Below are 25845 nucleotides of genomic sequence, written 5' to 3'. Positions count from 1 at the left end.
ACAAACGAGTTCGTGACCTAAAAAAAGCCTGCACGTATTCGTGCAGGACTGAAATGTGATTCACTGTTTTGTGGCAGCAACGATGAGCATCATCGGACGACGAAGTTCATTATACATATGCTCATTTATTAACATTGATGATGGCGGAGACGGTTCAATCACACGATTTAACACCCATCCATTTTCTAATAACCCATTTAGATAGGTCGTTAACGTTTTATGATACTTCACAATCTTTTCTCCTAGGAAATTCGATTCTCTTCGACCTTCCTCAAAATAACGATCAACCGGAAAATGTTCAATCATTCCTTTATCGTTATACATCCACTCTTGGCTACCTTCAGCAGTAAACGTTGGATGTTCTACAGAGAATATAAATTGCCCATTATTTTTTAATGCGTCATATACCTTTTTCGCCACATCATCGAAAGAAGGAACATAATGTAGAGCCAACGAGCTGAGAACAACATCAAAGGACTTTGGTTTTAGCTGCAGGTCTTCGATTGAAGACTGAACGTACTGAATTGGTGCGTATTCCTTTGACTTTAATTTAGCGACCTCGAGCATTTTACTAGACTGATCTACACCGATGACTTTGCTTGCTCCATTCTCAGCTGCGTACATGCAGTGCCATCCGTAACCGCAACCTAAGTCAAGAACTGATTTCCCTTTAAAGTAAGGCAACACTTGCTGCAATGCATGCCACTCACCTGCTCCTGCAAGACCTTTTTGTGAGCGCTCCATCATACTATACTTCCGGAAAAAAGACTGCTGATCATATGGATTTTTATCCAACTTTCTTCACCTCAATTGCATGACTGTGCTTACAGTCAATCTTATATCCTTAAAATCTAACGAATTCTAGTTTGTTACTTCAGTCGTCTGTTTAGGGAGACGTTTCTTGTACTCAAGATGATTACGTACGTTTAATGAGGCGACACTCGCAAGAAATAATATCACGCCAGCAGCCGCAAACGAAATGAAATGCGTTCCGAACTGATCATACCCCCAGCCCCGAGCCAAGAACTGAACATTGCACCCACTTGATGACCAAAGTACGCCCATCCATAGAGCAACCCTACAAGCTTTAATCCGTATACATCGGACAACATCGCTGATGAGAGGGCAATACTTCCTGCCCATACAAACCCTGCAACAATGACAACAACATACAATTGCCATAAAGATGCAACCATCACCAATGCGATTAGACCCATTCCTCTCACTAAATAAATGAGTGCGAGCAAATATTTTCGAGGCATTTTATCAGAAAGCGTACCTAAAACCAACGTACTTGGAATCGCAACAAGACCAATCAAACCAATTGCAAATGAAGCGGTCATTGCATCGAACCCGTGATCTTGTAACATCGGTACACCATGTGTTCCGAGCAAATTCATGCTAAAGCCGCAAGCAAACAATCCAAATGTAATCAACCAAAACGGCGACGTTGACATTGCTTCTTTCCACGTTAAACGAATGACTGGCTTCCGTTGTGATGCTGAGTTTGGCTCTGGTACTTCCAATTCATCAGTGTTTTTAGGCGCTTCATCACGGACGATAAAAATCGTCATCGGAATAATAATGACAAGAAACGCGACCGCAAACAAAAGAATGGTCGCTTGCCATCCAAAACGATTAATCACCATTGTTAACACTGGGGTCATAATGGCAATTCCAGCCATGGAACCTGTAGATAAGTAAAATAAAGCTCTTCCCCTCTGCCTCGTGAACCACTTTGCAATGACTGGGGTGAGTGCGACTGGACTCGTAAACGCAAGTCCTAATGACAAAAACACACCAAACGCCATGAAGAAATTAAACGGATGTGTCGCTAAAACGGTCCAAATGCAGGACACTGTTACGATTAGAATCCCTAATCGAAGCACAAAATTGGTGCTATAACGTTCGACTAAATAACCAGCAAGTGGCATCCCCATTCCATAAACGATCATCCCGACAGCGATCATTGTCGATAACTCTGTACGATCAAAATTCAAGTCTTCCATAATTGGAAGAACGAACGGTCCCATCCCCATTCTCATTCCAACCGTTAATAACGTAATGATTGTCGCTGCCGCTACAATATTCCAGCCAAAATACCATTTTCCAAACCCCATCATTTCACTTCCCCAGCTATCCAATTTTAACTGGGCATGAAAAAAAGCCCATCTACTCCGTTAAAGTAAACTGGCTTTTCGTCATAGAGGAACACCATGGCTAGGTCGCATATGACTGAACAGTTCATCATGTAATAGGATTAGTATAAAGTTGAAAGCGCTTAACGTCAAATTCATCTGACTACTATCGTGTGAAATTGACTAATTTCTAAAATAGTATCATTTGAATGAATATCATTACTCTACGAAACGATCGATGTTATATAAGATAACAATATATTTGACAATTCCAACTATTTTATCTAACAATAGAACTATCCTATACCCTTGCTGAAGGAGTGAATTGCAATGCCTGAAACACGCTTTAAAGTTGATCTTACGAAGAAAATGGACAAGCAAGCCGTACCCGGACACAACCGCTGGCATCCAGACATTCCTGCTGCCTTTAGCGTAAACCCAGGTGAATCCTTTCGAATGGAATGTTTAGACTGGACCGATGGGCAAATCTCAAACAACGATGATCCTAGTGATATTGAACATGTTGACTTAGATCGCGTACACGTCTTAAGTGGACCTGCTCATGTAAATGGTGTCCAACCAGGAGATTTGCTTGTCGTTGATATTCTCAATGTAGGTGCCTTCCAAGATCACGAATGGGGCTTTAATGGCATCTTTGCAAAAGAAAATGGCGGTGGTTTTCTTGTTGATCATTTTCCAAATGCCCAGAAATCGATTTGGGACTTTCACGGTATCTACGCCACGAGTCGTCACATTCCTGACGTAAAATTCGCAGGTATCATTCACCCAGGTCTAATCGGAGTCGCTCCTTCACACGAATTGCTCGCTGAATGGAATCGACGTGAAACCGCACTCGTTGATGAAGACCCTAAGCGTGTTCCTCCTCTTGCAGAACTCCCTAATCCTGAAAGCGTTGTTCTCGGTACGCTTCAAGGAGAAGAATTCGATCGCGTAGCAAAAGAAGGTGCTAGAACTGTTCCTCCTAGAGAGAATGGAGGTAACTGTGACATCAAAAATCTCTCTCGTGGATCTCGCATCTATTTCCCTGTTTTTGTTCAAGGCGCCAAGCTCTCAGTTGGGGACCTTCACTTCTCTCAAGGAGACGGTGAAATCACATTTTGTGGTGGAATTGAAATGCCAGGATGGATCGACTTGCATGTTGATGTCATTAAAGGCGGAATGGAAAAATATAACATTCTTCAAAACCCAGTGTTCCAACCTGGTCCAATGGATCCGAACTACACAGAGTTTCTCACATTCGAAGGCGTAAGCGTTGATAACACGTCTGGCAAACAGAGCTATCTTGATACAAATATTGCCTATCGCAATGCATGCCTCAATGCGATTGATTATTTAAAGACAGTCGGCTACACAGCTGAACAAGCGTATATGATTTTAGGAACAGCGCCGATTGAAGGTCGAGTCGCAGGAATTGTTGACATTCCAAATGCGTGTTGTACAGTATCCATTCCAACGGCAATTTTCAACAAAGATATCCTCCCGAAAAAGGAATGATAAACCCTTATGATTTATTCATTTACTTGTCCGTCTTGTGGGCCATTTGAAGAGAGACACACCTCATCACATGGCGACAAGACAAAGTCCGTATGTCCCGTTTGTACAAAGCCATCAAAGCGAATCTTCAAAGTTCCGAACACATTCACAATGAATGCCACTGTCAAACGGAAGGTCGACCAAGGCGCAACCCCGACCCTCACACAAAAAGATCAACTGCAAGGCACGACACGCAAACAAAACAAGTCCACAGCACGCCCGTGGCAAATTGGTTAGATCTGCGCACGTTGCAGATCTTTTTTTGTTCCAAAAGCATTATAAGAGTAAATGGCTTTACGAATCTAAATCGACTTGATAGCTCAGCAACTGGTATTTCACTTCAAAACCGACCGACTGATAGAGTGCAATTGCTGCTTGGTGGTCTGCTTCAACACAAATGGTGATCTCATTAATTGATTCATAAGAAAACAGCTCGTTGAGCGCACAACGGATTAACCTTTTTGCAACCCCTTGTTTTCTAAATGCTTCTGCTACACCTACATACTCAATGGTTCCTTCACTATGCTTCGGGCTTGCTTCGAAGTATACATACCCTTGAATGGTTGATTCATTCTCTGTAACGACAATTAATTGGTTATCGTCATTCAAGCGATTGTGGATCGTTTGCCCATCATAATACGTGTTCGGGAATAGCTGATTATGAAGATCTGAAAAGGAATCACAATAGGGGTTCATATACGGTTCTACTTGAACTTCCTGCTTACTGAAGCTCTCTCTTGTTCTTTGCAAAACGAGATCTGAACCTCGTTCAATCCCTTTACGGTCGATCGCGAATTGTTTTACAAACGTATTTTCCTTATTTATAAAGAAAGAGAATTTACTTACCTCTTTAGGTACGTTTTGAATTAATTGATTCCATAACTCAACAGCAAGTCCCATCTCTTCTTCATGTATAAACGGTCCCCAGACATCGGCAACTCCCCTCGGTAAATCAATATCTAGACCAAGTGCACCAACGATTGCATTTTCTTTGTATGCAACCACAAACGATTCTTCGAATGGCAAATCTGAAAAATCATTCACGAGCGTATCATAAATTTCACTACTGTCCTCCCCACAAAAACCGATGTGATGTTTTGGTTGGTTGTTCATTGTTGCCAAGAAGTTAGAAAGCTCTCTTACAGACGCAGGCTTTGTCATATTTAGACTCACTTGAATCACCTTCCTCGATATAATGATGTCTAAACTAAATGATCATCTCATCTTTTCTTCCTTATTATATCTGAACTAAGTGATTAGTGAGAATAGTAAAACGACCATTAAATACCGGATGATTCAATGGTCGCTTTTCTTTAATGAGCAATCATCTCATGAACAATTTCCTCTTCACTCATCGTTGATGGATAATACGTTGGCCAATTCGTTACTTCATTTAATAGTTCCTCACGGTCATCTCCCCAATAGAGATGAAAATGATGTGAGTCCGTAGGGGAAATCTCATGATCGCTGAACTGAATAAATTGTGGCATCTCTTCGTCTCCATCGGATTTCTCAAAAATAAATCGTACCCCTCGATTACCTGCCTCGTACGTTAGAATCTCAAAACCATCGTTGCCATACTCAGCTGTATACTCTTCACCTTCTTCAAAAAAGGTAAAGTGATCTTCATCAATGACGATGCGATCGACATTCGTTTCATAACCAACTTCATAATATTCTTTATACTCTTCAGCAGTCATGTTACTTTCTGCTTCATTCGCTTTATGTTCAAAAACCTCATCTAACGCACCCTCTTGCAAATAAGGGTATACAGATTGCCAATCCCCACTCCAATCTGATAATGAACGATCCTCTACATCGTCGTCATAAAAGAAGCCATCATAAATTCTTTGGCTTTCTTCATCATGGGCATGGCTGTGATCGTGGTCATGGTCATCGATCACAACTTCGAGTACAGGGGATTGAACATACGCTTCATGATCATCATCAAAAAGCACCGCTTTAATCTCTTGACCGTTCACCGTAGCCTCGCCCGTATACTGGTCTGTACCATGGTCGGGTACCGTTTCCCACTCAGCATGATCATCGTCTCTTGTATACCAATGCCAATGATCGTATTTAGTATCATCGTCATAATGTGCAATAAGTTCTACATTGTCTCCAGTGTGATAATGATCCGCCAACCCTTCAATGTCTACGTCCTCTGGTACATGTTGACCTGGATCTTGATGTTCATCGTGATCATGATCATCGCCATCATGACTTGCTTCTAGTTGTTCACTTCCATCCGATGACGTTGACTCATCACCATTTTCTGAGGCATCACATGCGACAAATAGTGCTAAAGCAGCTAACAGTGTTACGCTTCTCTGTATGTTTTTTTTCATGTTACGTTCTCCTTCGTTCCTCTTGTATTCTTTTGATTCATATGGCTTTTGCAAACAGCAATAAGTATCGGATATTAAATTATTACCAACTTGCTTTTTTAACTCCTGGTAGTTGACCTTTATGAGCTAATTCTCGAAAGGCAATCCGAGACATCTTATACTTTCTCATGTATCCCCTAGGCGACCGGTAATTTCACATCGATTCTTTAACCTCGTCGGAGAAGAATCCCTCGGCAAATTTCTCAATGCTTCATAATCTCCTTTTTCTTTGAGTTCTCTTCGACGTTCTGCATAGGTTGCAACCAATTCTTGACGTTTACGCTCTTTTGCGACTTTAGATTTTTTTGCCAAACTTTTTAGTACCCCTTTCTTTAATCGTAACGATTACGATTTATAGATTAAATAACTTTCCCTCTCGTGTCAATTACTTTTTTTGATCAGCGAATGAAACGATAGCTAGAAATCCTTATCCATCAAACCTTTGCTTACATTTAAAAAAGTACTTTGAATGATGTAGAAAGAAGAATTAAACATACAAAAAGCTCATTTCAAATTTGTAATGAGGGCTTTTTGTTAGTAAATGATCACTCGTATTTGTTATTTAAGAGCATTTAAGCAAACCAAAGTTACAGAGTATTACCCCCTTCAGTCTCAAACTCCCCCCTTTCATGACAAAACAGCTGAATCCTGTTGTACTTTCCACGATACTTAAAACAAGTCATTCGCTAAACGTTTACTATTTAAAGGAAGTGATGCAAGCATGTCTGGAACTAAAGATTCTGGATCAATTGTAAAGCGGTCGACCAATCCTCAGCACTCGTTACATGGAAATACAGATGGACGTTTATTAGCCCCTGATCTAGCCCGGGGATTTATGTTGCTTATTATTGCGATCGCACATGCAACGTTGTGGGTAGTCGCAACTGAAACAACACAAATCGGTCGTCCTCTTGGAGGAACACTTGTAGATGATGTAACCAATTTCTTCAGTACTTTGTTCGTCGCCAACCGTGGTTTGCCTTTATTTGCACTTCTGTTTGGTTATGGACTCGCAATGATGGTAAGGCGACAAACAGAGAGCGGGATGTTAGAAAGAAAATCAAAACAGTTAATAAGACGAAGAGCGTTATTTCTTATACTCTTTGGTATCATACATGCTGTATTTATTGGCGGAATTGACATTCTCTTCGTCTACGGAATTTCAACCTTCCTTATTGGGTGGATCTTATTTAAGAAAGATAAAGTTCTTACCCATGCATTAGTCTTTATGAGTTTGTTTTTTGTGATCGTTTTGCCTATTATATGGGTGATATTCTCTGTGATTACAGATATCGCTAATGTAGAAACACCAAGTCGTGGAAGCTTAACGCCGGGGACTTATGTCGAAGCACTATTCTATAACGTTATTAATTTACCAATCGGTATGCTCGGACAGCTTGTTATGTACCCAATGCTATTAACTCTTTTGATTGGTGTCTGGGCAGGGCATAGAAACTTACTGGATGCGAAACTGCATCGCAATTGGTTGAAGCGTATGGCTATAATCGGAACAACCGTGTCGATTGTTGGTGCCCTACCTTTAGCATTGATTAGTGTTGGTATGTGGATCACAACCCCTCAAATGGAAGGATTCATGACCTTCTTGCAAATCATAACAGGAATCGCAGGCGGACTAGGTTATATGGGAATATTTGGGCTGATCGGGTCGTCTGTAAAGCAAGCAGGACTCATCACTCGATCCCTCCAAGCATTAGGGCGTCGCTCATTGACCTTTTATGTTTTCAATGAAACAATGTTAGTCATCTTATTATCTCCAGTTGCTCTTGGCCTAGGAGCATCATTACACAGTACTGGTGCTTTACTAATCGCACTGTTCGTCTGGCTGTTAGGTTTAGTTATTGCAACGATAATGGCTAAAAAAAGAATACCTGGACCATTAGATTTTCTCCTGCGCAAGCTTGTATATAAATAGTGTTTAAATTCAAAGCGTGATTCTTCAATTTCCGAAGAGCCACGCTTTTAAAAGATCGATGCTTATCTCACTTAAGTCAGCGACTTCAATTCCCTATTTGAGCACTTCTAAAATATGCCCTTAAGTAAGTTGGTGAATAAAAAAGTCTTCATTTCCACTTGGAAATGAAGACACAAAAAATACCACCCGCTCAATTGCGTTGGTATTGCTTCGTTTATATGAATGGTGCGGTTGAGTGGACTTGAACCACCACGGGATTTAACTCCCACTAGGCCCTCAACCTAGCGCGTCTGCCATTCCGCCACAACCGCGTCTTGGTATAAATATGGTGCGGGTGGAGGGACTTGAACCCCCACGTCACAAGGACACTAGATCCTAAGTCTAGCGCGTCTGCCAATTCCGCCACACCCGCATGTGTGTAAATGTTACTTAGGCAAACTGTAATTAAAATGGCTGGGCCAGCTGGATTCGAACCAGCGCATCACGGAATCAAAATCCGATGCCTTACCGCTTGGCTATGGCCACTATTCCATTATGTTTACAAGGATTGGATTTTCTATAAATGGCGGGCCTGACGGATCGAACCCGCGATCTCCTGCGTGACAGGCAGGCATGTTAACCGCTACACCACAGGCCCACTTATAAAAATTCTCTCTATTAACTTCTGCAAATGCAGCGTTTCCTATTCACTCATTCAAGTGAAAATGGTGGAGGGTGACGGGATCGAACCGCCGACCCCCTGCTTGTAAGGCAGATGCTCTCCCAGCTGAGCTAACCCTCCGATAAATGGTGACCCGTGCGGGATTCGAACCCGCGTTACCGCCGTGAAAGGGCGGTGTCTTAACCCTTGACCAACGGGCCATGCTTGTCAAATTCACAAAGTTTCAATGGCGGAGAAGGAGGGATTTGAACCCTCGCGCCGCTTTCGCGACCTACACCCTTAGCAGGGGCGCCTCTTCAGCCACTTGAGTACTTCTCCGAATGGCTCCACAGGCAGGATTCGAACCAGCGACCTACCGGTTAACAGCCGGTTGCTCTACCACTGAGCTACTGTGGAATGTTGTTTGCTTGTCCGTTCATTTCGTAACAGGCAAGTAATATCTTATCATGGTCGTTGTTGTTATGTCAACAACTTTTTTATGTATTTTTTTAAGTGTTGCTGTCGTTTTGTGTTTCTCTCTTGGCGACTTTTATAATATAGCACAGGCTATCAAATACCGTCAACGGTTTTCATTAACTTTTTTTAATTTCCCTTTACACCGTCCACAAACATACCGATTCACATCCATTTGCCGTTTGCGTCGATACGTTTGATTGCACTTCACACATTGGTAAAAATACTTATATACCAATGGTTTGTACGTTCCAGGGACAAGGTTACAATACCTGCTTCCTCCAACTTGATTCAACAACTGTTTGAAACTTGCGTCTTTATGTTGATAGCCTTTCCCTTCTATATGTAGGTGATAATGACAGAGCTCATGAAGAATGATCTTCTCAAATTCTTCAATCCCAAAGTGCTCCAATTGCTTCGGGTTCATTTCGATGTTGTGCGTATGTAACAAATAACGCCCACCTGTCGTTCTTAATCGACGATTGAATGTGATCGTGTGATTAAATGGTTTATAGAAACGATCCTTTGATAACCGTTCCGTCCACTGTTGAAGTTCTTCATTTGTCATAACCACATCACCTCTCGAATTAACCGTCAACGTATACAAGCTAAAGAACATATACTAGTGAAACGCCTTCTGTGAATCTGATTTTACCACAAGGAGGGGAAAAGAATCATGCCTTATTGGCTTAGAAAGCAGCTTGAAAAAGCTTATTTCGAAAAAAACCACCATGAAATTGTCATGCTTAATCAATGCTGGTATTCATACCTCAGAAAAAACCAAGATACGTTCTTTCAATCATAACAATGAAGATAAAGAAGCCAAAGTTATCGTAACTTTGGCTTCTTTATTAGGATCGGACGGCTTTTTTAGGTGCTAACATCGTAAGCGCTATTCTACCTTTTTTCTGGTCGACTTGTTCAACCCAAACGGTTACAATATCCCCAACTGCCACAACGTCTTGTGGATTTCTCACGAAGCGATCAGCAAGTTTGGAAATATGAACTAAACCATCTTGCTTCACCCCGATATCAATGAAGGCTCCAAAATCGACGACGTTCCGCACGGTTCCTTCGAGTTCCATTCCCTCTTCTAAGTCTTCCATAGCCATTACGCCTGATTTCAAGATCGGCTTAGGCATATCTTCTCGAGGGTCACGATTCGGTCGAATTAGGGCATCAAGAATGTCATTTAGCGTCATTGAACCGACGTCTAAGCTTTCTGCGATCTCGATACGATTTAGCGATTGTAGCTTTTCTTTCGTATCGGCTTTACCCAATGTTTGAACGTTAATGTTCATGTCTTTCAGTAATTTACGTGTCACCGTGTAGCTCTCTGGGTGAATTGGTGTTTGATCAAGTGGATCTTCACCTTCAATAATACGCAGAAAACCTGCGGCCTGTTCATACGTTTTAGCACCTAGTCTAGGCACATTCTTTAAATCCTTACGCGTGCGATACTGCCCATTCTCTTCACGATACGTCACGATCAATTGAGCAACCTTCTGATTAAGACCTGCAACGTATTGTAGCAAGCTTGAAGAAGCAGTATTTACATTGACCCCAACGAGGTTTACTGCAGTCTCAACGACAAAGTCAAGGCTTCCTGAAAGCTTGCCTGCTTGTACGTCATGTTGATATTGACCGACCCCAATTGATTTCGGATCAATTTTAACGAGTTCAGATAACGGGTCTTGTAGTCTCCTTGCAATGGAAATGGCGCTTCGCTCTTCAACTTCTAATTGCGGGAATTCTGACCTCGCTTGATCTGAAGCTGAGTACACACTTGCTCCTGCTTCGTTCACAATTAAGTAGTGAAGCTCCAATTGCTGATCTGCAATCACATCGGCAATAAACGCTTCTGTCTCTCTTGAAGCTGTCCCGTTTCCGATAGCAATCATATCGACCTGGTACTTTTGTACCCACTGCGTCACTTTCTTCGCAGCATTAGCGGTGTCATTTCTTGGTGGTGTTGGATATATGACTCCTGTATCTAATACTTTTCCAGTTCCATCAACAACGGCAAGTTTACACCCTGTTCGGTAGGCAGGGTCTACACCGAGCACGACTTTATTAAGAAAAGGTGGTTGCAGCAAGAGCTGTTTTAAGTTACCTGAGAAGACCTGGATTGCTTTATCTTCAGCAGTATCAGTTAATTCATTACGAATCTCTCTCTCAATGGACGGTGCAATCAATCGTTTGTAACTGTCAGCAATTGCTTCTTTCATATAATCAACAGCAGGAGAACCGAAGCGTTTTATGATTTGCTTTTCCATTAATTCCTCAATTCGCTCCCGCTGAACATCAATCGTCACTTTCAAGACATTTTCTTTTTCTCCACGATTTACTGCAAGTACGCGATACGATGGGATGTTTTTAATTCTTTCTTCGAATTCATAATACATTTCAAAGACACTTTCTTCGTCTTCTGCATTTTTCTTCATTGATGTTTTTAACGTACCATTTGAATACGTAAATGTACGGATTTTCTGACGGATGGTTGCTTCATCAGAAATCCACTCGGAAATAATATCTAAAGCACCAGCAATAACAGTGTCTACATTGTTTAATTTATGCTCTTCACTTAAGTAGCCGTTTGCTTCTTCTTTTACATTCATCTCCTTAGGATGCTCGTAAATTCGCTTAGCAAGCGGTTCTAGCCCCTTCTCTTTCGCAATCGTCGCACGTGTGCGTTTCTTTTGTTTATATGGACGATAAAGATCTTCTAACGTTTGTAACTTTCTCGCCTCATGTATGTTCTTCGATAATTCAGGCGTTAATTTATCTTGTTCGTCAATTAAGCGATAGACTTCTTGCTTTCGATCTTCCAATTGGTTCTCGTATTGGAAAAGATCTAAGATTGCTTTTATGTTGGTTTCATCGGCATTTCCTGTTTGCTCTTTACGATAGCGAGCAATAAATGGAATTGTATTGCCTTCCTCACTAAGCTGAATAATCGCATTCGTATACTTTTCATTTACCCCTGTGCTTATTGCAATTCTGGATACAATCTCTTCTTGGCCCGTAGACTTGAACATGTCCATTGCCTCCTCTGGCTGAGTCACTATACTTTGTACTTTACCATATTTTTGAAAGCAAAAAAAAACGCAACGTCGCTCGCTGCGTTTCAATGTACATAACCTGACACTATTGTCACATCATCTTTATCAATAGCCATCTCTTCTTTCAACCGTTCAACGACGGCTGTCGGTGAAAGGCGAGAAGCTTGAAGTTCATAGCGATGCGTTTGCTTTGAAACTCCATCAGAATGTAAAAGGAAGCCGACGTTTTGTTTAAAGCTGAAATGATGAACACGAGCTTTATAAGATCTGCCTGAGAGAAAACCTGTCGTTGGGATAATTCTCATGACGTCCTTTTGATCGATCATCAATAAGCATTCAACATTGCCGATATTCCCACATGTAATCTGATTTCGCTCATAATCAATTCGAATGACAGTTAGTACGACTCCGCGCTCATGGGCGAGCGCTTGATTAACGTTCGCGAATAATTCTTCCATTGGAGCATCAAAGTGCTTCTCAATGACGTTCATCGCAAGTTCCGATGAACGCCTAGCACTTTTGCCACTCCCTAGTCCATCTGCAAGCGCAGTGAGAAAGTAACGATCGGTTTCAACAGTAATGAACATATCACCACAAACTGGATTGCCGCCTTTTCCGGCTTGAAATGCTGCAGTTACTGCATTCTCATATTGTTCCTCGATTATTTTTCCCATTCAATAACACTCCGATGGCTCAACACGAATGGATTCGCGTAGCTTTTGCAAAGCTCTTCGTTGAAGTCTTGAAACGTGCATTTGAGAGATGTTAAGCAAGTCGCCAGTTTCTTTCTGGCTTAAGTTATCAAAATACGTGCATTTAAGAATTTCCTTCTCGCGGTCAGTGAGTACAGCAAATGCTTTCTCGAGCAACAACTGCTGATCTGTTTGTTCAAACCCTTCATCGTGGCTGCCGACCAAATCTAGAAGTGTAACGGCACTTCCTTCTGAATCGGCTTCGATAGATCGATCGACAGATAATGCTTGATAACTCTTACCCATCTCCATCGTCTCTAACACTTCTTCTTCCGTCACTTCTAACCGAGCAGCGATTTCGTTCACGAGCGGCGAACGTTGCAATTCCGTTGTAAGCTCTTCAACTGCCTTCTTAATTCGCGGTCCAAGCTCTTTAATTCTTCTTGGTACGTGCACACTCCACGTTTTATCTCGGATACGTTTAATCTCTCCGACGATTGTAGGTACAGCAAATGATTCAAACGAGCGATTAAAAGAAGTGTCATAACGTCGTAACGCTGCCAGTAAACCGATCATCCCGACTTGGTAAAGGTCATCATCGTGACCTTGCCCTCGGGAAAACTTACGAGCTAATGACTGGACAAGCGACTCATAGTGCAAGACGAGCTTCGTTTGGACTTCTTCGTCTGCGCCAGCTTGATATTGCGCTATTAAGTCATAAATTGGCTCTTCAGCTTAGTTGTTGGCTGTCGTTTCGACTCCATCGGCACCTTGAGCCACCTCATCCCTCTGTACGAACTTCTTCATTGTGATCGTTACACCATTATCTTGCGTAATTTCAACCTCGTCCATCAACGTTTCAATAAGGAAGAGCCCAAGGCCTCCTTCCTGTAACTCCTCAATTGGCTTGTTCGCATCAACAGGCCCATTTGACTTAGCAAGCGTCTTCTTCTCCGTTCCTTCATCTGAAACTTGGATTTGAAGATAATCATTGTACAGGTCGAACTTCACTTTAATATCGCCGCTTCCATCGTTGTAAGCATGATCTACAACGTTCGTACATGCTTCTGCCATCGATACTTTAATGTCTTCAATTACATCGTAAGAATAGCCTACCCGGTTCGCAATCCCTGATGCGGTTAAGCGGAGGATTCCAATATATTCTGCTTTCGCAGGTACGCTCATTTCTATGCTGTCATTCTTCGAGCTCATTGATTGGCCCCCTCCTTTTCGTCGATATCCATAACCTCATCTAGTCCTGTAATTGAGAAGAGCCGTTTTACGCGACTGTTTAAGGAAACGATCTTGAATTGCCCCTCATGACTATGCGTATCTTTAAGTGCACCTACAAAAATTCCGAGTCCCGTACTATCAATATAGTCTACACCTTCAAGATCAACGACTGTAATGCCTTGATCTCTTGATGTTAACTGTGATAATGCCTCTTTAAGTTGCGGTGCTGTATAAGCGTCAATTTCTCCTGCAACATATAATTTCTTAGCATTAGCTGCCTTCATATCCTCTGTTCTTAAGTCAAGTTTCATGACGTTATTCCCCTCCCCGATCAATCGTACGAAATATATAATGAATGCTTAATCATCTTATGATAAATAAAAACGGCCTAAGGCCGCAGTTATTATATACCCATCACGTATTCTTTTTAAACTTTCTTCTTACTATAATTAAAGTGAAATCGTCTCGTAGTTGAAATTCTTGCCAACGTTCTAAGTCACGATAGACGTTATCGACGATTTTTGGGCACTTAAATGCTTATATTTTCTAATGAGAGCCGTAATTTCTTCACGTTCGATAAATCGTTCTTCTGTGCGACATTCTGTAACGCCATCTGAAAGGAGAACGACAAAATCACCTTCGTACATTTCACGACTAAACTCACGATACTTCGCATCCTTTGAAATTCCAAGTGCTAATCCTTTTGCATATAGCTCTTCAAAGTGATCTTGTTGTTCGCTGTAATAAAAGCCCGGTTCATGACCTGCCCCACCATAATAGAAGACGTGAGACTTTGGATCATAGCTTCCATACATCATTGTCACAAACATATGAGAAGCAATGTTCTGTTCAATGGTGCGGTTTAACGTTTCGAGAAGTTGTCCTGGTTGCAAAATTGAATTCGGCATGCTGTCCATTGCATACTTAATCATTGACATACAAAGTGCAGCAGGAATTCCTTTTCCAATAATGTCAGCAATGGCTACACCGATAAATCCATTCGCATCCTTTATAACGTGATAATAATCTCCGCTCATCTTTGATGCCGGCACTGTAATTACACCAATATCTAATTCTTTGACATCTGGAATCTCACTTGGCAGAAGGGTATGTTGCATGTTCGCAGCAACATCAATCTCAGATTCCAGTTCCTTTTGACGATTACGAAGAATTTGATGCTCTCGATAAGCCATTCCATAACCGATCATCACTTCAAGTAAAAACTCAAATGATTCTTGTGTCTCAGGGGGGATATCCGGATAGAGCTCCTGAATCACCTCGAGATGTATACTAACGATTTCTTCAGGAGAAACTTTTTCCTCTAACACTTTTTTACTGAACTGTTGAGCATCATATAAGCTTTGTTCGTTTTTCTTCTGTAAGAAACTAAACAAAATCTCTTTATAGCTCTGTTGTAGCGTTTCGTAAGTGTCCATCTCCGAACATCCTTCCTTCTAACGGAGCCACTTAATCGTCGTAATCGTAGTTCCTTCCCCAGGTATTGACTCGATGTCGAATTCATCCATTAGACGCTTTACACCTGGCAAACCTGCTCCTAAACCTCCGGAAGTCGTAAAGCCATCTATCATAACATCACGAAGGTTCTCAATTCCCGGACCTTTATCACTAGCAACGACTTTTATTCCACGGACTTTCCCGTTTTTATGATTATCACTAATTTCTTCTAAATCAATCTTACCGATTTCAGTGTACAAGTAAATGTTTCTTGCAAGCTCTGAGATGGCTGTCGTAATTCTTGCTTGATCCACACTCCCAAAACCAATCTCTTTGGAAAGCTCACGACCTGCCTGGCGAGCAGAAACAATCCCCCATTCATTGGCTATTTCAATACAGGAATGGTTACTCATATACGTCAACCCCCCAATTCCTGTTGCAATCGCTCAAGACCTTGCTCCAGGTCAAGTGCTGTTTGCACTTCCTGAAGAGAAACCCCCATATCAATCAAAGTAATGGCTACTGCAGGCTGAATACCTGTCAAAACAACTTTTGCCCCCATCAAACTAGACATCTCAACAACATCACCAATCACTTTCGCGATAAATGAATCAATCATATCGACCGATGTTAAATCAATGACTACCCCTAGTGAGCCTTCTTGATGGATCTTATTTAATAAATCTTCTTGAAACTGTAGCGCAGTTTGGTCATCTAATTCTACTTGTACCGAAATTAACAAGTAACGACCCAGTTTGAGTATAGGAATACGCATTAATTCAACCCTCCACCCGTAACAGGCTCTTCATTTGTAATAATATCGCGATGTGTCATTTGCAACGCCGCTTCTACACCCTTCTTAAGCGTACTCTTTGTCGTAAAGTTCCCAAGATCAATTCCCAAATTAACTATGGTTTGTGCGATCTCTGGTCGAATCCCGACGAGTAGACACTCTGCACCAACTAGCCTAACAGCCTCTGATGCACGAATAATATGATGTGCAACCATCGTATCTACAAGAGGCACTCCTGTAATATCAATGAGCACGACTTGCGCACGATGTTCGATAATACCATCTAATAAATTCTCCATAATTTGCGAAGCTCGTTTCGTATCAATCGTTCCAATCAATGGCATAACGACGATTTTATCGAAAACAGGTATAAGCGGAGCTGATAACTCCTTTAAAGCAACGTTCTGTATGGCTTTCACTTCTTCGTGATTCTTCGCAAATTCGGTTGTTAAATCGGTAATTTGTTCATCTAGCCAATCTTCAAGCTCACCGGACAGATCAACAAACTTTTCCTTATCGTAATGATTGGACAAGTCTTTCATCACAATGCGACGTAGCCTTTGTAAGCTCATAATAAATTCACTTACGACCCAGCCATCGTGAATGAGTCGCTCTGCAAAACGCTTTACAACCGCTCGCCTAGAATGCCTGTCCATAGTAAGTGTATCGAAAATTACTGAAACAAACTCTTCTTTCATTTCATCCTGAATATATTGAGGTTTAATCGTGGATTCAGAGCGGGAAAATAATAATTCGCCAAACGAAACTCTCCACTGCTCAATATAGTGATCCTTGTTGTCGATCATATGTTGTAATACGATTGAACGCATAATCAGTCACACCACCGTCATTAACAAAATCTTGTCACCTGACAGAATTACGCACAGGGTACGCTATTCTCATTATTCCATTTTGTGCCCTTGAAAGCAACTCACAACTGCTGATAGGTTTGTCTTTATCCAATAAGAAAAAGCTGCCACACGAAAATACGTTGGCAACGAATAAGAAACATTATAGAAATGGGATAAGATCTAGAATAATAACGCCATAATTCTCTTTATTAAATACCGCTGACTAACCTTCTCCCCATCTTCATTTCACACTCTTCCTCTAAGCCAAAAGATTCGGAAGCAATTGACAAGTTAATGGTAGCCATTTCAAGATATCCTTGTTGCATGTGCTCACGAACACCTTCAGCTTTGTGTTCGTACAAATATTTAGTTGCGGCTTGATGGATAAATTCGTTGCGTTCAACACCATCATACTTAATCATATTGTCCACCTCTTGCAATAAATATTGGGGAAGGCTAATCGTAATTTGTCTAGAACGATCATTAGACAATGTAAGACACCTCCAACACTATAGTCCCTGTAATGTCCTTTATCAATAATAGCATTGACTGTCTTTCATTGCAAAAGCATTACAGAACAATAAATCTACTTGTACCTCTCTTAATCCTTTCTCCGTCACTCGCATAATTCCTTCAAATTACGACAATGTTTTTTGAACATATTGTCTAGGAACACGGTTTGTAATTAGACATGGAATTTCATACGTAATCGTACCTAAACGATCAGCGATCTCTTCGATCGTAATGCGTTCTTTATTATCCTCACCAATTAATGTAACCCGTTGCCCGACGGGCATTTCATTGGGAAGACGCACCATCATTTGATCCATACAAATGCGGCCGATTATCGGCAAACGCACCCCATCGATAATGACTTCTCCACCATTCGCATTACTACGAATCCAGCCATCACCATATCCGATCGGTACCGTTCCAATCCACTCATCTTGTGTGGCTGTGTACGTTCCTCCATAACTAATTTTACTTCCTGAGTTTACATGTTTTACATGCGACAAATGACTATATAAAGAAAGCGCTGGAGCCAACGAAAAAGGTAACTCCGCTTTTAAATCCGTTGCAGGTAACAATCCATACATCGATATGCCAAAACGAACCATGTTATAACAAGCATCTTTAAACCTCATACTTGCGGCACTATTTGCACAATGAATAAGTGGGATGTACCTATTCTCTCTTCTTAGTACACAGACTAGCTCGTCAAATCGATGTTGTTGCTCTTTATAATAGGTAAGATCTAGTTCATCTGCGGTTGCAAAATGCGTAAAAAGTCCTTCTAATTCTAAGCTGGCTTCTTCATCAATCGCTGTTAAAACTTCTTGAACTTCTTCAATCGATCTTACACCAATTCTTCCCATGCCGGTGTCATACTTCACGTGTAATTTGAGCGAGTGACCTGGTTCAATATGTTCCTTAGCCGAAACTAACCATTCTCGCTGAAATGTTGCGAGTGCAATGTCTAGCTTTGCAGCTACGCCTGCACCACTTGCGTCAGTACGTCCTAGTACAACAATTGGCGCTACTATTCCGCCTTCACGCAATTCAATCGCTTCTTCAAGGAGCGCAGTCCCTAAAACCGTTGCTCCGCCATCAAGTGCAGCTTTTGCAACTTCAATGGCTCCGTGACCATACCCGTTTGCTTTTACGACCGCCATGATTTGGCGTTCACCATGATGCAACCAATCTAGAGATGCTACGTTTTGTTTAATTGCTTCTGTATCCACTTCAATCCAAGTTTCTCGATACAATTGTTCCATCGTCTGTCTACCCCTAGCGTTCGTTAGTCTATCTTCATTATGTCTACGCATTCTTGTGGCTGTCAATCGTATATGTAGTAAATACGTTAAAAAAGAGTCCACGTACGTGGACTCACCATTATTTTTCGTGGGTGGCTGTCATTGATCTGGCTACAGCTGCCATTTCATCGACGTGAAGTGTATCTGATGCAATCACAAACTCCACACCATCCACAGACCATGTGAGTGAATTGTCAGTCTGAATACCGATCACTTCACCTAAATCAATTGGATCTCCTGTCCCCATATCTCTAGTTAGTGTTACTTCTGAAGAAGTGGACATGGATAACGGTTGCTGAATAATTGTAAAAGGTTGCTCGCCTTCATAGGACATGATGACACGAATCCCATCGTCTGTTTGAACCTCAGACGTTTCAGAGAGCTCAGTGTTTGCAGGCTCATACGACGGCATAAACACACCAAAAACATCATCCTCTGTTACCTCGTCTGTTGATACCGGAGCTTCTGCTTCTTCAGGTAAGTGACGATCCATATCAAACTCACTGCTATCAATTGCAGGATTCAACTCAAAATCATGGAAAGCAACTTCAACGAGTGGTTCATAATTCTGATCAAATACCCGCACTGCATGAGGAGTTAGATCATCGTTTAAGACAATTTCTTGTTGTTGCAGATTCTGATTTTGGTAGTTTGTTACAGTCTCAAAAACATATTTGTCCTCTTCAATGGCAAAGGAACGCTCTGAATCACTTAAAATATCGGTCACAAGTGATTCATACAAATACATTTGACTGTTGTTGCTCGGCCAATCACTTTGAAAACGAAAGCTTTTGTTTAACGCTGGCGTCAACAGAAAAACACCATCGTCATTTCTTAAAATCATTTGATTTTGCTCTTCATTCTCATTTTGAAGTTCCACGCGGTAATAACGATTCTCTTCATTTTGAACGTGAGCAATTTGAACATCGTATTCCCTTGGTTCTTGGCCCGTCTGCATCGTAAGCGATGCTGATGTTTGATATCCATTCATCGTCTGAAGTGTTTCACCGAGGTCTTCAACTACTTCTTCTTCTGATTTTTCTCCGCATGCTGCAAGTAAGGCAATCGATAAAAAAGCGACCGTACAAAATCCGAACTTCTTTTTCATCAAACCTCTCTCCTTTGTCTTCGATGTGACGACAAAGGAGGAACCTATCACATTGTAAAAAAAGAAATGTGGTAATAGAAAGTGACGAGTGTTATTCACTGGATGCTTAGAGATGGATTGCCTTTATTCCGTCCGTTAGTCATCGTGATGAAGAAAAATCTAGATGTTTAGTACGTGTCTAAGTTACGTGTTGTTCAACCATCGTTTCATCACGACACCACCTCGCAATCTCTTGAATTGAGTTTCTAGCTTCCCACTCCACTACTCGTAATCACATGTTCTTACCAACATTTCAGGCCCCTCCTAACCGCATTACATCATATGAGACAACCTATGCGGTTATTCCAGCTTGTCTAAAAAACTTACGCTTCAATAATGACATTTGCGAGTGCATAATGCTTACTGTGCGACACACTCACATGCACTTCTCGTGCCTCTTTAAGCTTGGTACAGTTGAGCACCGGCTTGCCATTTTCGTTGTTAATTATTTCAATGTCCTGAAAGCTAATTTCTGAACCTATTCCTGTCCCATATGCTTTTGCAAATGCTTCTTTCGCTGCAAAGCGTCCCCCTACATATTCGATTTTACGACTTTTTGATAATTGCGCATAACTCCGCTGTTCGTTTGCCGTAAGAACACGCGTGATGAAACGAGGTTGACGTTCAAGCAGTTTGGAAATCCTCTCTAATTCAACGATATCAATTCCATTTCCAATAATCATCGTCAATCCTCCTAATCGATTCATTCGAATGAATGAATCACAATATGATAAGATTAAATACGATTCTTGTACAATTGAGGTGGCTGTATGTTCGTCCGCAATGAAAGTTTCTATACGTTTAGACGCAATTATCCAATCGTGACATCGTTAATTGCCATTCACATCGTTTTATTTTTTCTTGTTTTCCTTGGTCAAATTGGGATTTTCCCGCCAGGGATTTGGATTCAACATTTAGGTGTCGGATTAAATCTAGCGATTGCAGAAGGACAATGGTGGCGATTAATCACACCGATTTTTCTACACGCTGACTTAATGCACATGCTGTTTAACTCTTTTGCTCTCTTTTTGTTCGGTCCACCGCTTGAGAAAATGATCGGCCGCACGCGATTTATAAGTTTTTATCTCGGTACTGCCGTCATTGCGAACATCGTAACCTTTATCCTTCAGCCGTTGTACTATAGTCACGTTGGTGCTTCGGGCGCAATCTACGGGTTACTCGGTATGTACGTTTATATGATGATCTTTAGAAAAGAACTGATTGACGCAAGTAGTAGACAAATCGTTACAGTCATGGTTGTCATTGGCGTGATTTTAACATTTCTTAATCCGAGAATTAATATACTTGCCCACATCATTGGACTCGTAGCAGGAATGGCACTAGCCGCCCCTTTTCTACTAAAGGCAAGGAACTTCTTTACAATCCCACTCGTTCGTCCTGAAAGAAAAGAAGGAAATGACATCGGATTTGACCCGAATCGTTGGAAGAAGAAACGACGAATGCCCATTAAAGGGTCTACCATCATGAATGTTGTCGGGATCGTTTTTATCATTCTCGTCGTGATTGGCTTACTTTCAAACTTAGTTTAGGAGAGGTTGCGCATGAAAAGAGCGGCAATCATTTATAATGAGCACGCAGGTCAAGCGAATGATCACCTAAGTATTGAACAAATTAAAGCCCAAATCGAGTCACATGGCTTCCAATTAAAACTTTGTCCTACTTCAAAGCCTGGCGATGGTGAACAAATTGCAAAAGAAGTAGGCCAAAACGTAGATACGTTGTTTATCTTTGGTGGTGACGGAACGGTTCATGAGTGTATAAACGGCGTTCCTTCGTTACAAATCAGACCGAATCTTGCTGTTTTGCCTGGTGGGACGTGCAACGACTTTGCCCGCACGTTAGGCATATCAATGAACCTCGAGGAGGCCATTGATCAAGTATGTACCGGAACGACCAAAACGGTGGACGTCCCGAAAATGAATGACCGTTACTTTTTGAATTTCTTTGCTGTTGGCTTAATTGCTGACACATCTGAAAACATTAACGAGGAATTAAAAGCAACAATCGGTCGATTAAGTTATTTTTGGAGTGCACTTCAAACCGTTACGAATCCGACTCATTATACGTACACATTAACGAGTGATGATTTGCATCTAACTGGAGAAGCCGTTATGATTCTCGTCTCTAACGGAAATTACATTGGTTCCATCGGATTACCAGCACAACACGAATTAGATGACGGTTATTTAAACGTCTACATCGTTAAAGAAGGTGGACTTTCCTTAGTGTCTGCCTGGAAGGAAGCCAAACTTAGTGACCAATTCGACGAAAATGAGAACAATCTCATACACCATCAGCTCAAACACTTAACATTGCATGTTGAGCCAGAAGGTAACGTAGACATCGACGGTGAAGACGGTGGAAAAACGCCCGTTACAATTACACTCGGTGACAAAGTGACGTTTTGTATTCCAAGTGAATCACAGTAAACACTGAGCAGATCGCTCAGTGTTTTTTAGTGAAACTCGATTGGACCGAGGTAATTCGGTGCAACCGGAGGATGCAACGTATTCGTTAACGTGTATGGACCGACGTCTCGAACATCTTGATCTTCAATTCCCTCGAACTCAATCTCACGATAGCCATAATCTGCTGCAGTTAATAACACACCTTCAACAAACATGATGAGTTCATGTTCATTAACATCCTCAAGACCGTCATATGCAAGTGCAATTCGTTCTTCGTCAATTTCAGTTACCGATTCCAAATCAAGCTCTTCAGGAATGACTGAAAAGTATCGGTCGCCTTGTTCTTCCAACTCCATGCGTTTTAACGTCTCTTCGAAACTGAGACCCTCTTCTCGCTCAACATCCAAGCTCTTCCCAGTGACGAGGTATACATATTGATCTTCAACAGGCAATAAATAATACCCATTTGCTTCGTCTCGCTCTTCAGTGGTTGCACTTAACACTTCTTCAACTTCACTCGGTAAATCTAATGTCGCAAACGTTTCAAATCGACTTACTTCTTGTAAAGCTTCACGTACTCGATCCATACTTCCTTCTTGAATTAAGCGTTGAATTGGTGAATCCCTTAAACCAAATTGCTCTGGGTCCACCCCGTTAAGCAATGTATCAATTTCATCTAGAATACTTTGCTCGTCAATCGTGAATGTGACATTTACAACCGTCTGCTCATCTGGTGCCAAAAATGGCAATGTGTACATCCCAGGACTCTCTGAACTTGCCGCTAACGGATAATCATAATGATCCCATTCTCCATTTAACTCAACGTCGTCTTCTGTTGTTTCGGGCGTCTCTTCTTGGCGTTCATACGATTCATCGTTTTGTTCAGGTTCATGCGGGACAATTTCTTCTGGTTGTTCCGAGTCTTCTATATAATGTTGCGCTTGGTCTTCTTCGCTGTCAGTGGCATCATACTCTTCTTCATCACTCGTAATTGCAAGTTGTTGATCTTCATTTTGATTTCCCCCTTGTGATGATAACTCACTACCATCTTGAAGGAGAGGAACTTGAGAAATCACAATGATAGCAAGTATTAATACTGCTGCTGAAGACATACCAACAATGACCGGTCGACTAAAACGATCACGCTTCGGACGATTTGAACGTGTCATCGTTTCAGCTTTTACACTTTTATAAATCTCGTTCTTATTCCGATCATCTTCTACACCGCGAAGCTTTTCTAACTTCTTGATTATTTCTTCGTCTTCATATCCATTATGACTCATGCTTCTCTTCCTCCTCTCGCAACGTTTTCTTTAATTTCAAGATGGCACGATGTTGTGTCGTCTTCACTTTACTTTCTGACCAGCCTAATGCCTCTGCCGTTTCTTTGACTGTAAAAGATTCAATGAATCGCAAAATCAAAACTTGTTGCTGATCTACAGAACACTTCCCTAAAGCCCGGTAAGTAACCTCTAGCTCTTCTTTTGCAATTGTCCTTTGCTCAGGCAAAGGTTGATGATCTTGTATGTCAATTTTTTCATCAGAGACGACCATGCCAAACCATTTCCTTTTTTGACGATTTTCTTTTCTAATATAATCAATGGTGACATGTTTTGCGATTGAAAACAGCCACGTCTTTTCATTACTTCTTCCATCAAAGCGATCATATGAATGAAATACTTTTATATAAACATCTTGTACAAGTTCTTCTGCAACATGGCGATCTCGAACCATGTAGAAAATGAACTGGAACAACGATTGATGATATTGTTCATAAAGGCGGTCGAACGTTTCATACACGATTACCGTTCCCCTTTGTAGTCGTTATTTAGATTATGACGTTACACATTTATTCCGTAATTTTTTATTATGACAGAAAGCACGCTACCTCACTTACTCGGCAACGTGCTCAATTTTGTATTATGAAAAGGCGAGGACGAAGACCCAATAGCCAACAGCATATAAAGCAACAAACATTAAAATGCCTGCTAACCACTTTAGGTTCGATCTACGTTGATTCATAAATTCACCTACTTTAATTACGTTCGTCCATTATTATAGCATGTTTCTTTTTTTACTCGTTCGTAAAAAGTGAAAAAGAAGTGATTTTTATTCCATATATAAAATGACAAGTACAGGTTATCTTTGACAAAGAATGACATTTAAAACTAGAATATGTGGAGAGCTACATAATAAGGAGGAATTGTGGAATGAAACGACCGATTCAATTTTCTGCAGCAGCATTATTAACTGTAGGAATGTTAAGTGCTTGTGCTGAGGACGATCCTGCACCGGCTGAAACTGGTGGAGAAGACACAACGACTGAACAACCTGAAGATGAAGACACGGATGACGAAGAAGTTGGCGACGAAGACATAGATGAAGATGAAGACACGGATGATTCTGTAGAAGAAGCTGATGAAGAAGATGAAGAAAGTTCTGAATCCGATGACGAAACAGCTGCTGATACTGATGAAGCAGAAATGATGGAAGAAGACTTTGAACTCGTATTCTACGACGATCAAGTATTAGAAATGTATACAGAAACACATACAATTAGCGGTGAAGGTCAAGAAGGACTACTCATGAGCGCATTAGAACAATGGCTTACTGGACCTGACCATGAATCACTCGTCTCGGTTACTGAAGATGAAGATGTTTCTGTACAATCTGTAGAAGACCATGATGGTGTTGCTCATGTATCTTTTTCAGAAGAATTCGCTTTTCTTAATGTCGGTTCTGGATTAGAAGTTGGCATTATGAATCAAATCGCTCACACCGCTCAACAAGCAGGCTTTGAGTCTGTGCTTGTTTTAATTGACGGTGAAAGTGCAGATACTGTATTCGGTCATGTAGATTCATCGGAACCTTACACACCGGACACAGACCTAGACTCTTATGACTCTATTGAAGAGTAAAAAGCTTCCCTAAACAAAAGCGCATGGGTACTCCAACGGAGTACTGCCATGCGCTTTATTTTTTTACCTACGCCCATGACTCACTCCTCCTGCAACAATGTCAGAAGAAGTTTTCTAAATTGACTCTTTTAGACACTTCGCCTAATTATTAGGAAATATATCTTAGATAACATAGATGTAATGCAAATGTAACAAAGAGGTACGATTGCTGACATGACAGCATCGGACAAATCACAATAGGCCTTTGGATTCTTTTTCCTAATGCAACAATTACAGTGACTTGTTATGGTAACACTCGTACAAATCACACAGGAGGTTTTACGAG

Annotated in this window: 26 protein-coding genes, 8 tRNA genes and 2 pseudogenes; 7 read left to right on the top strand and 29 right to left on the bottom strand. The window is 41.2% G+C overall.

Translation table 11 applies throughout. From position 1 onward, the window contains the following. Window positions 1-60: 60 nt before the first annotated feature. A complete protein-coding gene (locus JCM19038_RS17155) occupies window positions 61-795 on the bottom strand; it encodes a bifunctional 2-polyprenyl-6-hydroxyphenol methylase/3-demethylubiquinol 3-O-methyltransferase UbiG (RefSeq protein WP_042420404.1) in 735 nt (244 codons plus the stop codon). A 161-nt stretch (window positions 796-956) separates the two neighbouring features. Next, window positions 957-2120, bottom strand: coding sequence for an MFS transporter (locus tag JCM19038_RS17150; protein WP_202963064.1), 1164 nt, complete (start codon window positions 2118-2120; stop codon window positions 957-959). A gap of 348 nt (window positions 2121-2468) precedes the next feature. Here JCM19038_RS17150 and fmdA point away from each other — a divergent pair, with 348 nt between their 5' ends. After that, complete coding sequence (gene fmdA, locus JCM19038_RS17145; protein WP_042420402.1) at window positions 2469-3653, top strand: formamidase; 1185 nt, start codon at window positions 2469-2471, stop codon at window positions 3651-3653. Between the two features lie 9 nt (window positions 3654-3662). Then, entirely contained in the window at window positions 3663-3929 is a 267-nt protein-coding gene (locus JCM19038_RS25610) for an FmdB family zinc ribbon protein (RefSeq protein ID WP_152549494.1), read from the top strand. A 57-nt stretch (window positions 3930-3986) separates the two neighbouring features. On the opposite strand, the gene JCM19038_RS17140 is transcribed toward JCM19038_RS25610, so the two are convergent. From JCM19038_RS17140 to rpsN, 3 genes and pseudogenes are all read right to left on the bottom strand, one after another. After that, on the bottom strand, window positions 3987-4853 hold the full coding sequence (locus JCM19038_RS17140; protein ID WP_042420400.1) for an N-acetyltransferase: 867 nt from the start codon (window positions 4851-4853) through the stop codon (window positions 3987-3989). A gap of 152 nt (window positions 4854-5005) precedes the next feature. Next, window positions 5006-6040 (bottom strand): metal-binding protein ZinT, encoded by a 1035-nt coding sequence (locus JCM19038_RS17135; RefSeq protein ID WP_042420397.1) that lies wholly within the window; start codon window positions 6038-6040, stop codon window positions 5006-5008. A gap of 82 nt (window positions 6041-6122) precedes the next feature. Beyond that, window positions 6123-6391 (bottom strand): annotated as a pseudogene (gene rpsN, locus JCM19038_RS17130) (30S ribosomal protein S14). 409 nt (window positions 6392-6800) lie between these two features. Here rpsN and JCM19038_RS17125 point away from each other — a divergent pair. Further along, a complete protein-coding gene (locus JCM19038_RS17125; protein ID WP_052361890.1) occupies window positions 6801-8012 on the top strand; it encodes a DUF418 domain-containing protein in 1212 nt (403 codons plus the stop codon). Window positions 8013-8235: 223 nt separating this feature from the next. Here JCM19038_RS17125 and JCM19038_RS17120 read toward each other — a convergent pair. The 9 genes from JCM19038_RS17120 to JCM19038_RS17080 form a co-directional block, all read right to left on the bottom strand. After that, window positions 8236-8323 (bottom strand) — tRNA-Leu (locus JCM19038_RS17120). A gap of 15 nt (window positions 8324-8338) precedes the next feature. Next, window positions 8339-8424 (bottom strand) — tRNA-Leu (locus tag JCM19038_RS17115). A 38-nt stretch (window positions 8425-8462) separates the two neighbouring features. After that, window positions 8463-8536: transfer RNA gene (locus JCM19038_RS17110), tRNA-Gln, on the bottom strand. Window positions 8537-8575: 39 nt separating this feature from the next. Then, window positions 8576-8649: transfer RNA gene (locus JCM19038_RS17105), tRNA-Asp, on the bottom strand. Between the two features lie 68 nt (window positions 8650-8717). Next, window positions 8718-8793 (bottom strand) — tRNA-Val (locus JCM19038_RS17100). Between the two features lie 6 nt (window positions 8794-8799). Beyond that, window positions 8800-8873, bottom strand: a tRNA-Glu gene (locus tag JCM19038_RS17095). A 27-nt stretch (window positions 8874-8900) separates the two neighbouring features. After that, a tRNA-Ser gene (locus JCM19038_RS17090) sits at window positions 8901-8991 on the bottom strand. Between the two features lie 3 nt (window positions 8992-8994). After that, window positions 8995-9069, bottom strand: a tRNA-Asn gene (locus JCM19038_RS17085). A gap of 163 nt (window positions 9070-9232) precedes the next feature. Further along, the gene (locus JCM19038_RS17080) at window positions 9233-9694 is read right to left on the bottom strand and encodes a SprT family protein (RefSeq protein WP_042420395.1); all 462 of its coding nucleotides are present in this window, start codon (window positions 9692-9694) and stop codon (window positions 9233-9235) included. Between the two features lie 108 nt (window positions 9695-9802). On the opposite strand from JCM19038_RS17080, the gene cmpA reads away from it, so the two are divergent. Further along, window positions 9803-9931, top strand: coding sequence for a cortex morphogenetic protein CmpA (gene cmpA / locus JCM19038_RS22440; protein WP_152549492.1), 129 nt, complete (start codon window positions 9803-9805; stop codon window positions 9929-9931). Window positions 9932-9977: 46 nt separating this feature from the next. Here the strand turns inward: cmpA and JCM19038_RS17075 are convergent, their stop codons facing one another. The 13 genes and pseudogenes from JCM19038_RS17075 to acpS form a co-directional block, all read right to left on the bottom strand. Next, window positions 9978-12164: a Tex family protein gene (locus JCM19038_RS17075; protein WP_042420393.1), complete on the bottom strand. Its 2187-nt coding sequence runs from the start codon at window positions 12162-12164 to the stop codon at window positions 9978-9980. Window positions 12165-12253: 89 nt separating this feature from the next. Beyond that, window positions 12254-12862: a SpoIIE family protein phosphatase gene (locus JCM19038_RS17070; RefSeq protein ID WP_052361888.1), complete on the bottom strand. Its 609-nt coding sequence runs from the start codon at window positions 12860-12862 to the stop codon at window positions 12254-12256. Then, the gene (sigB, locus tag JCM19038_RS17065; RefSeq protein ID WP_042420391.1) at window positions 12863-13603 is read right to left on the bottom strand and encodes an RNA polymerase sigma factor SigB; all 741 of its coding nucleotides are present in this window, start codon (window positions 13601-13603) and stop codon (window positions 12863-12865) included. A 12-nt stretch (window positions 13604-13615) separates the two neighbouring features. Then, the gene (gene rsbW / locus JCM19038_RS17060; RefSeq protein ID WP_042420390.1) at window positions 13616-14092 is read right to left on the bottom strand and encodes an anti-sigma B factor RsbW; all 477 of its coding nucleotides are present in this window, start codon (window positions 14090-14092) and stop codon (window positions 13616-13618) included. Then, window positions 14089-14424, bottom strand: coding sequence for an STAS domain-containing protein (locus JCM19038_RS17055; protein WP_042420389.1), 336 nt, complete (start codon window positions 14422-14424; stop codon window positions 14089-14091). The genes rsbW and JCM19038_RS17055 overlap by 4 nt, the downstream gene beginning before the upstream one ends. Before the next feature lie 103 nt (window positions 14425-14527). Continuing rightward, window positions 14528-15549: pseudogene (locus JCM19038_RS17050) on the bottom strand (PP2C family protein-serine/threonine phosphatase). 18 nt (window positions 15550-15567) lie between these two features. Then, complete coding sequence (locus JCM19038_RS17045) at window positions 15568-15981, bottom strand: anti-sigma regulatory factor (RefSeq protein ID WP_042359755.1); 414 nt, start codon at window positions 15979-15981, stop codon at window positions 15568-15570. A 5-nt stretch (window positions 15982-15986) separates the two neighbouring features. Next, window positions 15987-16343 carry an STAS domain-containing protein gene (locus tag JCM19038_RS17040; RefSeq protein ID WP_042420388.1) on the bottom strand — a complete coding sequence of 119 codons (357 nt, stop codon included), beginning with the start codon at window positions 16341-16343 and terminating at the stop codon, window positions 15987-15989. Beyond that, entirely contained in the window at window positions 16343-17191 is an 849-nt protein-coding gene (locus JCM19038_RS24765) for an STAS domain-containing protein (RefSeq protein WP_042420387.1), read from the bottom strand. The genes JCM19038_RS17040 and JCM19038_RS24765 overlap by 1 nt, the downstream gene beginning before the upstream one ends. A gap of 230 nt (window positions 17192-17421) precedes the next feature. Continuing rightward, entirely contained in the window at window positions 17422-17703 is a 282-nt protein-coding gene (locus JCM19038_RS17030; RefSeq protein ID WP_042359754.1) for a CopG family ribbon-helix-helix protein, read from the bottom strand. A gap of 147 nt (window positions 17704-17850) precedes the next feature. After that, the gene (gene alr, locus JCM19038_RS17025; protein ID WP_042420386.1) at window positions 17851-18987 is read right to left on the bottom strand and encodes an alanine racemase; all 1137 of its coding nucleotides are present in this window, start codon (window positions 18985-18987) and stop codon (window positions 17851-17853) included. A 118-nt stretch (window positions 18988-19105) separates the two neighbouring features. Next, window positions 19106-20134 carry an outer membrane lipoprotein carrier protein LolA gene (locus tag JCM19038_RS17020; RefSeq protein WP_042420385.1) on the bottom strand — a complete coding sequence of 343 codons (1029 nt, stop codon included), beginning with the start codon at window positions 20132-20134 and terminating at the stop codon, window positions 19106-19108. A gap of 362 nt (window positions 20135-20496) precedes the next feature. Continuing rightward, window positions 20497-20856 carry a holo-ACP synthase gene (gene acpS / locus JCM19038_RS17015; protein WP_042420384.1) on the bottom strand — a complete coding sequence of 120 codons (360 nt, stop codon included), beginning with the start codon at window positions 20854-20856 and terminating at the stop codon, window positions 20497-20499. A gap of 87 nt (window positions 20857-20943) precedes the next feature. Between acpS and JCM19038_RS17010 the strand changes: the two genes are divergently transcribed. Next, a complete protein-coding gene (locus JCM19038_RS17010; protein WP_042420383.1) occupies window positions 20944-21723 on the top strand; it encodes a rhomboid family intramembrane serine protease in 780 nt (259 codons plus the stop codon). Window positions 21724-21735: 12 nt separating this feature from the next. Next, window positions 21736-22623, top strand: a complete 888-nt coding sequence (locus JCM19038_RS17005) for a diacylglycerol kinase family protein (RefSeq protein ID WP_042420381.1) — start codon at window positions 21736-21738, stop codon at window positions 22621-22623. Between the two features lie 26 nt (window positions 22624-22649). Here the strand turns inward: JCM19038_RS17005 and JCM19038_RS17000 are convergent, their stop codons facing one another. Together JCM19038_RS17000 and JCM19038_RS16995 are read right to left on the bottom strand one after the other, a co-directional pair. Next, entirely contained in the window at window positions 22650-23885 is a 1236-nt protein-coding gene (locus JCM19038_RS17000; RefSeq protein WP_042420379.1) for a hypothetical protein, read from the bottom strand. Next, window positions 23875-24402, bottom strand: coding sequence for an RNA polymerase sigma factor SigX (locus JCM19038_RS16995; RefSeq protein ID WP_042420377.1), 528 nt, complete (start codon window positions 24400-24402; stop codon window positions 23875-23877). Before JCM19038_RS16995 ends, JCM19038_RS17000 begins: the two co-directional genes overlap by 11 nt. A gap of 410 nt (window positions 24403-24812) precedes the next feature. Here JCM19038_RS16995 and JCM19038_RS16990 point away from each other — a divergent pair, with 410 nt between their 5' ends. Next, on the top strand, window positions 24813-25520 hold the full coding sequence (locus JCM19038_RS16990; protein WP_052361886.1) for a GerMN domain-containing protein: 708 nt from the start codon (window positions 24813-24815) through the stop codon (window positions 25518-25520). Window positions 25521-25845: the final 325 nt, after the last annotated feature.

It is taken from the genome of Geomicrobium sp. JCM 19038 (genome assembly GCF_000698125.1).
Taxonomy (GTDB): domain Bacteria; phylum Bacillota; class Bacilli; order Bacillales; family Marinococcaceae; genus Geomicrobium_A.
The sequence above is the reverse complement of the archived record's forward strand: the minus strand, read 5'-3'. Positions and strand labels throughout refer to the sequence as shown.

Coding starts and splice junctions, on each gene's coding strand:
- JCM19038_RS17150 (WP_202963064.1), bottom strand. CDS start 2,120: ATGGGGTTTGGAAAATGGTATTTTGGCTGGAATATTGTAGCGGCAGCG.
- fmdA (WP_042420402.1), top strand. CDS start 2,469: ATGCCTGAAACACGCTTTAAAGTTGATCTTACGAAGAAAATGGACAAG.
- JCM19038_RS25610 (WP_152549494.1), top strand. CDS start 3,663: ATGATTTATTCATTTACTTGTCCGTCTTGTGGGCCATTTGAAGAGAGA.
- JCM19038_RS17140 (WP_042420400.1), bottom strand. CDS start 4,853: ATGACAAAGCCTGCGTCTGTAAGAGAGCTTTCTAACTTCTTGGCAACA.
- JCM19038_RS17135 (WP_042420397.1), bottom strand. CDS start 6,040: ATGAAAAAAAACATACAGAGAAGCGTAACACTGTTAGCTGCTTTAGCA.
- JCM19038_RS17125 (WP_052361890.1), top strand. CDS start 6,801: ATGTCTGGAACTAAAGATTCTGGATCAATTGTAAAGCGGTCGACCAAT.
- JCM19038_RS17080 (WP_042420395.1), bottom strand. CDS start 9,694: ATGACAAATGAAGAACTTCAACAGTGGACGGAACGGTTATCAAAGGAT.
- cmpA (WP_152549492.1), top strand. CDS start 9,803: ATGCCTTATTGGCTTAGAAAGCAGCTTGAAAAAGCTTATTTCGAAAAA.
- JCM19038_RS17075 (WP_042420393.1), bottom strand. CDS start 12,164: ATGTTCAAGTCTACGGGCCAAGAAGAGATTGTATCCAGAATTGCAATA.
- JCM19038_RS17070 (WP_052361888.1), bottom strand. CDS start 12,862: ATGGGAAAAATAATCGAGGAACAATATGAGAATGCAGTAACTGCAGCA.
- rsbW (WP_042420390.1), bottom strand. CDS start 14,092: ATGAGCTCGAAGAATGACAGCATAGAAATGAGCGTACCTGCGAAAGCA.
- JCM19038_RS17055 (WP_042420389.1), bottom strand. CDS start 14,424: ATGAAACTTGACTTAAGAACAGAGGATATGAAGGCAGCTAATGCTAAG.
- JCM19038_RS17045 (WP_042359755.1), bottom strand. CDS start 15,981: ATGAGTAACCATTCCTGTATTGAAATAGCCAATGAATGGGGGATTGTT.
- JCM19038_RS17040 (WP_042420388.1), bottom strand. CDS start 16,343: ATGCGTATTCCTATACTCAAACTGGGTCGTTACTTGTTAATTTCGGTA.
- JCM19038_RS24765 (WP_042420387.1), bottom strand. CDS start 17,191: ATGCGTTCAATCGTATTACAACATATGATCGACAACAAGGATCACTAT.
- alr (WP_042420386.1), bottom strand. CDS start 18,987: ATGGAACAATTGTATCGAGAAACTTGGATTGAAGTGGATACAGAAGCA.
- JCM19038_RS17020 (WP_042420385.1), bottom strand. CDS start 20,134: ATGAAAAAGAAGTTCGGATTTTGTACGGTCGCTTTTTTATCGATTGCC.
- acpS (WP_042420384.1), bottom strand. CDS start 20,856: ATGATTATTGGAAATGGAATTGATATCGTTGAATTAGAGAGGATTTCC.
- JCM19038_RS17010 (WP_042420383.1), top strand. CDS start 20,944: ATGTTCGTCCGCAATGAAAGTTTCTATACGTTTAGACGCAATTATCCA.
- JCM19038_RS17005 (WP_042420381.1), top strand. CDS start 21,736: ATGAAAAGAGCGGCAATCATTTATAATGAGCACGCAGGTCAAGCGAAT.
- JCM19038_RS17000 (WP_042420379.1), bottom strand. CDS start 23,885: ATGAGTCATAATGGATATGAAGACGAAGAAATAATCAAGAAGTTAGAA.
- JCM19038_RS16990 (WP_052361886.1), top strand. CDS start 24,813: ATGAAACGACCGATTCAATTTTCTGCAGCAGCATTATTAACTGTAGGA.